This is a genomic window from Nocardioides sp. NPDC057767, assembly GCF_042798275.1.
Lineage (GTDB): Bacteria > Actinomycetota > Actinomycetes > Propionibacteriales > Nocardioidaceae > Nocardioides.
The window spans coordinates 1-10,491 of record NZ_JBHVKJ010000100.1 but is presented as its reverse complement, the minus strand read 5'-3'; the positions used below and the strand labels follow the sequence as shown (position 1 = coordinate 10,491).

General features: G+C 68.2%; 8 protein-coding genes. 2 read left to right on the top strand and 6 right to left on the bottom strand.

Annotated elements, in window-relative coordinates; genetic code table 11:
* Positions 1–41: 41 nt before the first annotated feature.
* From ACFVDI_RS27895 to ACFVDI_RS27880, 4 genes are all read right to left on the bottom strand, one after another.
* The gene (locus ACFVDI_RS27895; protein ID WP_378912135.1) at positions 42–1,679 is read right to left on the bottom strand and encodes a bifunctional metallophosphatase/5'-nucleotidase; all 1,638 of its coding nucleotides are present in this window, start codon (positions 1,677–1,679) and stop codon (positions 42–44) included.
* A 245-nt stretch (positions 1,680–1,924) separates the two neighbouring features.
* Entirely contained in the window at positions 1,925–4,102 is a 2,178-nt protein-coding gene (locus tag ACFVDI_RS27890; protein ID WP_378912134.1) for a 3-hydroxyacyl-CoA dehydrogenase NAD-binding domain-containing protein, read from the bottom strand.
* A 135-nt stretch (positions 4,103–4,237) separates the two neighbouring features.
* Positions 4,238–5,449: an acetyl-CoA C-acetyltransferase gene (locus tag ACFVDI_RS27885; RefSeq protein ID WP_378912133.1), complete on the bottom strand. Its 1,212-nt coding sequence runs from the start codon at positions 5,447–5,449 to the stop codon at positions 4,238–4,240.
* Positions 5,450–5,502: 53 nt separating this feature from the next.
* Positions 5,503–6,096: a helix-turn-helix domain-containing protein gene (locus ACFVDI_RS27880; RefSeq protein ID WP_040754673.1), complete on the bottom strand. Its 594-nt coding sequence runs from the start codon at positions 6,094–6,096 to the stop codon at positions 5,503–5,505.
* 135 nt (positions 6,097–6,231) lie between these two features.
* Between ACFVDI_RS27880 and ACFVDI_RS27875 the strand changes: the two genes are divergently transcribed.
* On the top strand, positions 6,232–7,380 hold the full coding sequence (locus ACFVDI_RS27875; protein ID WP_008356058.1) for an acyl-CoA dehydrogenase family protein: 1,149 nt from the start codon (positions 6,232–6,234) through the stop codon (positions 7,378–7,380).
* 1 nt (position 7,381) lies between these two features.
* On the opposite strand, the gene proC is transcribed toward ACFVDI_RS27875, so the two are convergent.
* Positions 7,382–8,170, bottom strand: coding sequence for a pyrroline-5-carboxylate reductase (proC, locus tag ACFVDI_RS27870; protein WP_378912132.1), 789 nt, complete (start codon positions 8,168–8,170; stop codon positions 7,382–7,384).
* Positions 8,171–8,285: 115 nt separating this feature from the next.
* Here proC and ACFVDI_RS27865 point away from each other — a divergent pair, with 115 nt between their 5' ends.
* Positions 8,286–9,905 carry a Coagulation factor 5/8 type domain-containing protein gene (locus ACFVDI_RS27865; RefSeq protein ID WP_378912131.1) on the top strand — a complete coding sequence of 540 codons (1,620 nt, stop codon included), beginning with the start codon at positions 8,286–8,288 and terminating at the stop codon, positions 9,903–9,905.
* 106 nt (positions 9,906–10,011) lie between these two features.
* On the opposite strand, the gene ACFVDI_RS27860 is transcribed toward ACFVDI_RS27865, so the two are convergent.
* A complete protein-coding gene (locus ACFVDI_RS27860) occupies positions 10,012–10,413 on the bottom strand; it encodes a hypothetical protein (RefSeq protein WP_378912130.1) in 402 nt (133 codons plus the stop codon).
* Between the last annotated feature and the right edge of the window lie 78 nt (positions 10,414–10,491).

Below are 10,491 nucleotides of genomic sequence, written 5' to 3'. Positions count from 1 at the left end.
GGTGTCACCACGTGACACCGGGACTCCCACGTCAGGACCGGTCAGGCGCAGTCTTCTCTGGTCTCCGACGTGCCCAGGGGGTTGACCGCACGTTGCGCCGCGGCACCGTTCGGGTTCTGGTCGACCACCCGGCAGTCGAAGTACGGCGTCACCAGACCGGCGTTGCTGATGAAGTCGCCGAGCGCCGAGGTCAGCAGACCCAGCGTGGTGGCGTTGGGGTCGGCGAGCATCTCGTAGCCGTCGCCACCCGCCGAGAGGAAGTTGTTGGTGGCGAGCACCAGCGTGTCGGTGTCCGCGATCGGGGTGCCATCCGCACGCGTCACGGCGAGCACCCGCGAACCGGCTGGCAGCGAGCTGTCGAAGACGACCTGGAACCCGGCGATCTGCGGGAACGCCCCGTTGGCACCCGGCAGTGAACCCACCCCGTGCTCGAGGGCGGCGCGCAGCTGCGACCCGGTGACATTCTGGGTGGTGACGATGTTGCCGAAGTTGTGCAGCGAGAACAGGTCTCCGACCACGACGTCGTCGGGGAAGTTGCCGTCGCGGTCCACCGTGGGGTCGCTCACCGTGTAGTTCGACGGACTCAGCGAGCTGCGGATGCCGCCGGAGTTGGTGAGCGCGATGTCGGCGTTCGGCGCGCTGGCCAGCGTCGCATCGGCGAACAGGTTGCCCAGCTCGGCCTCCCCGATCCGTTCGTAGCTGCCCGACCCCCGGTTCCAGAATCCTCCGGACCGCCCGATCACGCCGTCGAACTTCTCCGCCAACGCCTCGTAGTAGGGCGCGACCAGCGCCTCGATCTCGGGGTCGGCCGGACCTTCGGGGTCGATCTCCACCGGCTCGACCGACGAGCGCACGATCTTGCCGCTGCCCGGCTTCACGTCCAGCGTGATCCGGTTGTAGCCGTGACCGTGGGACTCGGTCTCGGAGACGATCGCGCCGTTGATCTCACCGATGTACTCGACATCGGTGTGGTCGCCCAGCACCATGTCGAAGCCGTGCAGCTGCTCGGCCAGGTCGATCAGCTCACCGTGCGGGTTCCCGTCGGCGTCGAAGGAACGGACGCCCTTGTGACCGAGGGCGACGAAGATGTCGGCGCCCTCTGCGGCCGCCTGCGTGCGCGCGGCCATCAGCGCGGTCGCGGCGTCGGTGATCTCGATGGTGCCGAGGTTGCCCGGGAAGGTCAGCGTCGGTGCCTCCTCGTTCGTGAAACCGATGACGGCGACCTTCACGTCCGAGGCGAACTCGAAGATCTCGTACGGCTTCACGCCGGTCAGGTTGTCCTCGACCCCGGCCAGGTTGGCGCTGAGGTAGGGGTAGTCGGCCAGGTCGATCTTCTCCTGGAAGTTCTGGATGCCGCCGTCGAAGTTGTGGTTGCCGATGCCGCCGGCATCGAGGCCGAACGCGTTCTGCACCTCGATCGCCGGGATGTCGTCGTTGAGGCTCGAGACCGGCTCGGTGCCACCGAAGTCGTCACCACCCGTCAGCAGCAGCGAGTTCGGGTGTGCGGCACGCTCCTGGTCCAGCAGCGCCGCGAACTGCGGTGCGGTGCTGATCGCACCGTGCCAGTCGGAGTACTGCAGCACCGAGATCTCGACGGTCGCTCCGCCCTTGGGGCCGTCCTTGGCTTCGGCCGGAGCCATGACCGCCAGCCCGAGCGCCATGGCGGCGCCTGCCGCCACGGCTCGCCATCTTCGTGCACTGCCCACCGTCATCATCTCCTCCGATCCGGCACGCTCCCTCCGAGCGCGCACAGCGCCGCGCAGGCGCCCGATCGTCGGCGACCATTGACCCTAACTCCGCTGATCGGGCGGTGGACAGGCTTTTCGGCGACCTACCCGACACAGGCGATCACGAGAGGATCGAGCCGGCACCGTGGTGCCGGCTCGATCCGCGTACGTGACTTCTCGGTGTCAGGCGGGGCTGATCAGGCCGGGAAGCCCTCACCCTTCGCCGCGAGGTCGCGGAGGTACTGCGTCGGGCGGAACCGCTCGCCGTACTTCTCGGCCAGCTCGTCGGCACGAGCCAGGAACGCCTCGATGCCGATCGAGCCGTCGGCTGCCTCGTAGCCGGTGATGAACTGCGCCGCACCACCGGTCTGCGGCGGGAAGCCGATGCCGAAGATGGAGCCGATGTTGGCGTGCGCGGCCGAGGTGATGACGCCCTCCTCGAAGCACTTCGCCGTCTCCAGGGCCTCGATGAAGAGCATCCGCTCCTCGGCGTCCCGGATCGGGATCTGCTCCTCGGCGACCGGGAACACGCTCCCCAGGTCGGCCCAGATCGAGCCGCGCTTGCCGTCTGCGTAGTCGTAGAACCCGGCACCCTTGAGCTTGCCGGAGCGACCCGCCTCGATGAGCGGGTTGAGCACCCGCTCCGTGGTGGTCGGCTCCTCGACGCCGGCCGCCTCCCGCGTCGTACGAGCGATCTTGACCATGAGCTCGTGGTTGAGCTCGTCGGCGATCTGCAGCGGCCCGACCGGGAACCCGGCCTGGGTCGCGGCGCGCTCGAGCGAGTAGGGCGCGAAGCCCTCGGCGAGCAGCTCCAGACCCTCCTGGATCTGGGTGCCGATGACGCGCGAGGTGTAGAAGCCACGGCTGTCGTTGACGACGATCGGGGTCTTCTTGATCTGCTGGACGATGTCGTAGGCCTTGGCCAGCGCGACGTCGTCGGTCTCGGCACCGCGGATGATCTCGACCAGCGGCATCTTGTCGACGGGCGAGAAGAAGTGCAGACCGATGAAGTCGGCCGGGCGGTCGATCCCCTTGGCCAGCTCGGTGATCGGCAGCGTCGAGGTGTTGGAGCAGAGCACCGCGTCCTCGTTGACGAACGGGGCGATCTCGCTGAACACCTTCTGCTTCAGTGCGACGTCCTCGAAGACCGCCTCGACGACGACGTCGACACCGGCGAAGTCCTCCGGGGCGACCGTCGGGGTGATCCGGTTGAGGATCTCGTCGGCCTTCTCCTGGGTCAGCTTGCCGCGCGAGACCGCCTTCTCGTTGAGCTTGGCGGTGTAGGCCTTCCCGCGCTCGGCCGACTCGATGGCGACGTCCTTGAGGACGACCTCCGCACCCGCACGAGCGAAGGAGTACGCGATGCCAGCGCCCATCATCCCGGCACCGAGCACGCCGACCTTCGTCGCGGTGAACTTCTCGACGCCGTCAGGACGCAGCGTGCCGGCGCCGATGGCGCCGAGGTCGAAGAAGAACGCCTGGATCATGTTCTTCGACTGCTGGCCGGTGACCAGCGAGACGAAGTAGCGCGACTCGATCCGGGTGGCGGTGTCGAAGTCGACCATCGCACCCTCGACCGCGGCCGACAGGATCGCCTTCGGCGCGCGCATGTCGGACTGCTTGAGCTGCTTGCGCAGGATCGGCGGGAACGCCGGCAGGAAACCGGCGAGAGCCGGGGAGGTCGGCTTGCCACCGGGCATCTTGTAGCCCGGCTTGTCCCACGGCTGCGCGATCTCCTCGGGGTTGGCCTTGATCCACGCCTTCGCGGCGGGCACGAGCTCATCGGGGGAGGAGACCAGCTCGTGGATCAGGCCCTTCTCGAGGGCAGCGGCGGGCTTGAACTTCGTGCCCTGGCCGAGGACGTCCATCAGGCCGGTCATGATGCCCAGCAGACGGACGACACGGGTGACGCCGCCGCCACCGGGCAGCAGACCGAGGGAGACCTCGGGCAGACCGATGTCGTAGCGGGCGTCCAGCGCGATCCGGTGCTGACAGGCCAGCGCGATCTCCAGGCCACCACCGAGGGCGGCGCCGTTGATCGCCGCGACGACCGGCTTGGGGAAGGTCTCCAGCTTGCGGAGGGTGGCCTTGATCGACTCGACCTCCTCGAAGACCTGGGCGCCGTTCTCGGGCCGCACCTGGATCATGTTCTTGAGGTCACCACCGGCGAAGAAGGTCTTCTTCGCGGAGGCGATCACGACGCCGGTGACGCTGTTCTCATCGCTGGCCGCCTCGGCGTACAGCTTCTCGACGGCCTCCGCCATCGAGGTCTTGTACAGCTCGTTCATGGTGTTGGCCGACTGGTTCGGGTCGTCCAGGGTCAGCGTGACGATGCCGTCGGCGTCCTTGTCGTAGCGGACCGCGGTCTCGCTCATTTGTTCTTCCTCACGTTTGGGCCGGCTCGGGCCGGAATGTTCGTCTAGGTATGCAGGGAAGCCGTCACTTCCCGCATGGAACTCCGCTAGGGGTGTGGATGTTCGGCTGCATACCTAGCCGAACATCCACCCGGCTCAGACCAGCTCGACGATCGTCGCGATACCCATGCCGCCACCGACGCACAGCGTGGCGAGGCCGCGCTGCTTGCCCTGACGCTCGAGCTCGTCGACCAGGGTGCCGAGGATGATGGCACCGGTCGCGCCCAGCGGGTGGCCCATGGCGATCGCGCCGCCGTTGACGTTGGTGATCGACTCGTCGATGCCCATGTCCTTCATGAACCGCATCGCGACGGCGGCGAACGCCTCGTTGATCTCGAACAGGTCGATGTCGTCGACGGTGAGGCCGGCCTTGGCCAGCGCCTTGCGCGAGGCCGGCGCGGGGCCGGTGAGCATGATCGTCGGGTCGGCGCCGGACACCGCGGCCGAGACGATCCGGGCGCGCGGGGTGAGGCCGTTGGCCTTGCCCGCCTCCTCGGAGCCGATCAGCATCAACGCGGAGCCGTCGACGATGCCGGAGGAGTTGCCGGCGTGGTGGACGTGGTCGATCTTCTCGACCCAGTGGTACTTGGCCAGCGCGACGTCGTCGAAGCCGGCCTCCTGGCCCTGCTGGAGGAAGGACGGCTTGAGGCCGGCCAGCGTCTCGGCGGTGGTGCCGGGGCGGATCAGCTCGTCGTGATCGAGCACGGTCAGGCCGTTCTGGTCCACGACCGGGATGACGGCGTCCTTGAAGTAGCCGTTCTCCCAGGCGGCGGCCGCCCGGGCGTGCGACTGGGCGGCGTAGCGGTCGACGTCCGCACGGCTGAAGCCCTCGATGGTCGCGATCAGGTCGGCGCCGATGCCCTGGGGTACGAAGCCGGTCTTGAGCGCGGTGTCGGGGTCCTGCGCCCAGGCGCCGCCGTCGCTGCCCATCGGCGCCTTGCTCATCGACTCGACACCCCCGGCGAGGATGAGGTCCTCGAAGCCGCCGCGTACGCGGGAGGCGGCCTGGTTCACGGCCTCCAGCCCGGAGGCGCAGAAGCGGTTGAGCTGCACACCGGCGGTCGTCTCCGGGAGACCGGCCTTGATGGCGGCGGTCTTGGCGATGTCACCGCCCTGCTCGCCGACGGGGGTGACGACGCCCAGGACGACGTCGTCGATCAGCGCCGGGTCGAGGTTGGGGTTGCGCTTGCGAGCCTCATCGATCAGGCCGACCACCAGGTCGATCGGCTTGACCTCGTGGAGCGCTCCGGTCTTCTTACCCTTCCCGCGCGGCGTGCGCAGGTGGTCATAGATGAATGCTTCAGCCATGCGCCGATTGTGACACTAAAACTGTCACAGTCAACAGGGTGTTGCCCAAAAGCTCACGACAGATTGCGGGAGATCGTCCGGTTCACCGCGTCCTGGAAGCTCACCACGATCGCCTCGGTGGTCAGCTGCCGCAGCCGCGGGAGCACCTCCTCGAGGTGCTTGGCCTCCTCGGGACTGTGGTGGGTGCGCCGGAACGGATCGACGACCTGGTCGCGCAGGATGACGTTGAGCTCGGCAGCGAGCTCGGCCATGAGACGTGAGGTGGCTGCGTACGCGGCCGCGAGGGCGTCGCGCGGCAGCCCCAGCGCGATCAGCTCACGCCCGATCCTCGCCTGGATGTCCTCGGTCGGCTCGGTGGCCCACGAGGTGATCATCGCGCGCTGCATCGCGAGGTCCTCGCGGGTGATGTCGGCAGGAAGCCGGGCGAGATAGCGCTCGATCGCCTGCAGCGTGAACCCGTGCTCCTGGAGCGCCCTGACCAGGTCGAGCCGAGCACGGTGCTCGGGGCCGTAGTAGGCCACCCGTCCGCGACGGATCGGCGCCGGGATCAACCCGAGGCTCGCGTAGTAACGCGTGGTGCGCACCGAAAGCCCCGTGGCGGTCGACAGCTCATCGATCGTCATCAGCTCATCGGTCGTCTCGGTCATGTCAGGGACCGTAGACCAAACCATTGCCACTTCGCCAGTGTTACTGTCACAGTTGCTCCGTCGCCCATCACGACAATGCGGTCTGCGTCACAGTGGTGAGGCATCATTAACCGGGTACGTCTACGGAGGAGTGTCATGCCCCAGAAGCCCACCATCTACGAAGCCGAGCACGAGGACTTCCGCGCCACCGCGAAGGCGTTCTTCGAGAAGGAGGTCGTGCCCTTCCACGACCAGTGGGAGAAGGACGGCATCGTCCCTCGCGAGCTGTGGAAGAAGGCCGGCGACACCGGGCTGCTCTGCTTCGACGTCGACGAGGAGTACGGCGGCCCCGGCATCAAGGACTTCCGGTTCAACTCGGTCCTTCACGAGGAGATGGCGAAGATCGGGGCCAGCGGGCCTGGCTTCTTCGTGCACACCGACATCATCGTCCCCTACATCTCCCACCTCGGCACCCCGGAGCAGAAGGCACGTTGGCTGCCCGGCTGCGTCTCCGGCGACATCATCACCGCCGTCGCGATGACCGAGCCGGGCGCGGGTTCAGACCTGCAGGGCGTACGCACCACCGCGGTCGACAAGGGGGACCACTACCTCCTCAACGGCTCGAAGACGTTCATCTCCAACGGCATCAACGCCGACCTCGTCATCGTGGTCGCCAAGACCAACCCCGAGGCCGGCGCCCACGGCATCTCGCTGCTCGTCGTCGAGCGGGGCATGGAGGGCTTCGAGCGCGGCCGCAACCTCGACAAGGTCGGCATGAAGGCGCAGGACACCGCCGAACTCTCCTTCACCGACGTGGTCGTACCGAAGGAGAACCTGCTCGGCGAGGAGGGCTCCGGCTTCATCTCGCTGATGACCCTGCTGCCGCAGGAGCGCATCTCGGTCGCCTCGATCGCCGTCGCCGCGGTCGAGCAGGTCCTCGAGCTCTCCCTCGACTACGCCCGCACCCGCGAGGCCTTCGGCCGCCCGATCGGCCGCTTCCAGAACACCGCGTTCACCCTCGCCGAGATGGCCACCGAGGCCTACCTCGCCCGCCTGTTCCTCAACGACGCCGTCACCCAGCTCAATGCCGGCACCGCCGACACCGTCCTGGCCTCGATGGCGAAGTGGTGGACCACCGAGCTGCAGAAGAAGTTCGTCGACCAGGGCGTCCAGATCCACGGCGGCTACGGCTACATGATGGAATACCCGATCGCCAAGGCGTTCATCGACAGCCGCATCCAGACCATCTACGGCGGCACCACCGAGGTGCAGAAGCTGATCATCAGCCGCCACCTGGGGCTGTGATCTAGGAGAGCTCCTTGGAGCGTACGTAGGCGGCGCGGGTGGCCTCGAGGAAGGCCGCCCGCAGGCCGTTCTGCTCCAGTGCGCCCAGCGCGGCGGCGGTGGTGCCGCCCGGGGAGGTGACCTGCTCGCGGAGGACCGCGGGGTGGGTGCCGCTCTCGAGCAGCTTGGCGGAGCCGGTCAGCGTCTGGATGACGAGCGTGGTGGCGTCGTCTCTGGTCAGACCCAGGTGGACGCCGGCCTCGATCCAGGCCTCGGCGACCAGGAAGACGTACGCCGGGCCGGAGCCACTGATCGCCGTGACCGCGTCGATCTGCGACTCGGGGACGGTGACGACCTTGCCGACAGCCCGCATCAGGTCAGCGGCGGTCTCGACGGCCTCGGCCGTCGCCTTGGCGCCACCTGCGACCGCGGACATGCCCTCGCCGACCAGCGCCGGGGTGTTGGGCATGACCCGCACGACCGAGACACCGTCCGGGACGGCGGGCTCCATGGCCGAGGTCGGCACACCGGCGGCCAGCGAGACCACCGTGGTCCCCTCGCGCAGCGCGGACGCGATCGACTCCAGCACCGGCACCACGCCGTAGGGCTTCACGCCCAGCACCACGACGTCGGCCTCGGCGACGGCCTCGGCGGCAGGCAGCGTACGGATGCCGTGCTTCTCCCGCAGCGCGGCGGCCTGCTCCTCGCGCGCCTCGACGACGATGACGCTCTGCGGGGAGCGGCCCGCCTCGAGCAGCCCGGCCAGCACGGCCCCGCCCATGTTGCCTGCACCGATGATCGCGATGGTCATGCTCGCCAGTGTGTCAGAGCGGACGACCTGCACGGATAAGCCCCAAGCGACCCAAGCAACTGCTAGGTTGCGATACCCACGCCCGTACACTCGCCGCTGGTCATCGGGAGGCCACATGCGCATCAGACGTACGTCCCTGCTTGCTGTGATCGCCCTCGCGGTGACCGTCGCGATGGTGGGTCCGCCCGCCTCCGGTGACGATGTGGAGCGGCGGCTTCCCTCGCCGGAGTCCGAGGTCAACGTGACCGGCGAGCCGTTCACAGGCACCGCTCCGGACGGCACCGTGCGCGGGCTGATCGACGCCCACAGCCACATGTTCATGCAGGACGGGATCGGCGGCGCGGCGGTCTGCGGGAAGGCGTGGTCGGCGAACGGGATCGCGGACGCACTCAAGGACTGCCCCTCCCATGGCATCGCGGGTGAGACCGCGCTGCTGGAGAACCTGACCCGCTCGGGCAGCCCGCTCGGATTCCACGACACCACCGGCTGGCCGTCGTTCAAGGACTGGCCGGCCTACGACTCGCTGACCCACCAGCAGATGTACTACCGCTGGGTCGAGCGTGCCTGGCGCGCCGGCCAGCGCATGCTCGTCGTGCAGCTGACCAGCAACAAGGCGCTGTGCGCGATCAACCCGGGCACCCACCAGTCCTGCGACGAGATGACCGCCGTCCGGAAGCAGGCCGAGGACGCGTACGACACCCAGGCCTTCATCGACGCGCAGTACGGCGGCGAAGGCCGCGGCTGGTACCGGATCGTCACCGACGCCGGCCAGGCCCGCGAGGTGATCGAGGACGGCAAGCTCGCCGTCGTGCTCGGCGTGGAGACCTCCGAGCCGTTCGGCTGCTCGCAGAAGCTGCGGCTGCCCTCGTGCACGCGCGCCAACATCGACGCGGGGCTCGACGAGCTGAAGTCGCTCGGGGTCTCGTCGATGTTCCTGTGCCACAAGTTCGACAACGCGCTGTGCGGGGTCCGCTACGACAAGGGCACCACCGGGCTGCTGATCAACGCCGGCCAGTTCCTCACCACCGGGACGTTCTGGACACCGAAGGCCTGTGACCCCGGCCAGCCGCACGACAACAACCCGCGCCTCGTCGACCGGCCGGCCGAGCTCGCCTGGCTGCCGCAGCCGCCGATCTACCCGTCGGGGACGGTCTGCAACCCCTACGGCCTCTCCGCCCTGGGTGAGTACGCCCTCCGTGGCCTGATCAAGCGCGGCATGATGGTCGAGGTCGACCACATGAGCGCGAAGGCCGCCGACCGCACCCTCGACATCCTCGAGGAGGCCGACTACCCCGGCGCCCTCGCCAGCCACTCCTGGATGGACGAGCGTTACCTCGACCGGCTCTACGCCCTCGGTGGCTTCTCGACGATCTACGGCCACAGCACCGACCAGTTCCTGGCGGAGTACGCCCGCACCGCTCCCGTCCGTGACCGCTACGGCGCGGGCATCGGGTTCGGCTTCGACATGAACGGCTTCGGCGGCACGCCGGGCCCGGCGAAGACGCGGGTCAGCTACCCCTTCCAGAGCGTTCTCGGTGACTCCGTGGTCGACCGCCAGGTCACCGGCCAGCGGATCTGGGACTACAACACCGACGGCGTCGCGCACTACGGGATGGTTCCGGACTACCTCGAGGACCTCCGCCTCACCGGCGGCCAGGACGTGATCGACGACATCGTTCGCGGGTCGGAGTCCTACCTGCGTACGTGGGCGGGAGCAACCTCAGCAGCACACTGACCCGCAGGCCCGCCGAGTCGGCGCATCTGACCCCGTGCCTCGCGAAGCGAAGCGAGCGAGAGGGGTCGGATGCGCCGACTCGGCAGTCATGTCAGAAGCAGGCGATTCAGTCGTCTCGAGAACGCCTCATCCAGCCCCCGGCGAACAGGGCCCAGAGAACGAGCACAGGCTGGAAGAACAGCCGGACCAACCGCTTGGTGTCCGTGTCGAGACCGAACGCGTCGACGCCTTCCACGTACTGCGCGATGTTGCCGGGGAAGATCGCCACGAAGAACGCGGCGAGCAGCGCGCCGATGAGCCGTCGCTTGCTCGGCAGCACGAGGAAGGCCAGCCCGAGCCCGATCTCGACGACGCCTGAGCCGAGCACGGTCAGATCCTCGTCGATCGGGAACCAGCTGGGCACCTGCGCTCGGAACTCGTGTCGCTGGGTGGTCAGGTGCGCCACCCCTGCGCCCACCATCGCCACGCCCATCAGGAGACGCGCGATGGTTCGCGCAATCGAAATCATTGCACCACTGTAGGAGAACACGACGAGTCGGCTCATCCTGACCGACACCAGCGCCGAGTCGGCTCGTCATGACGAGCC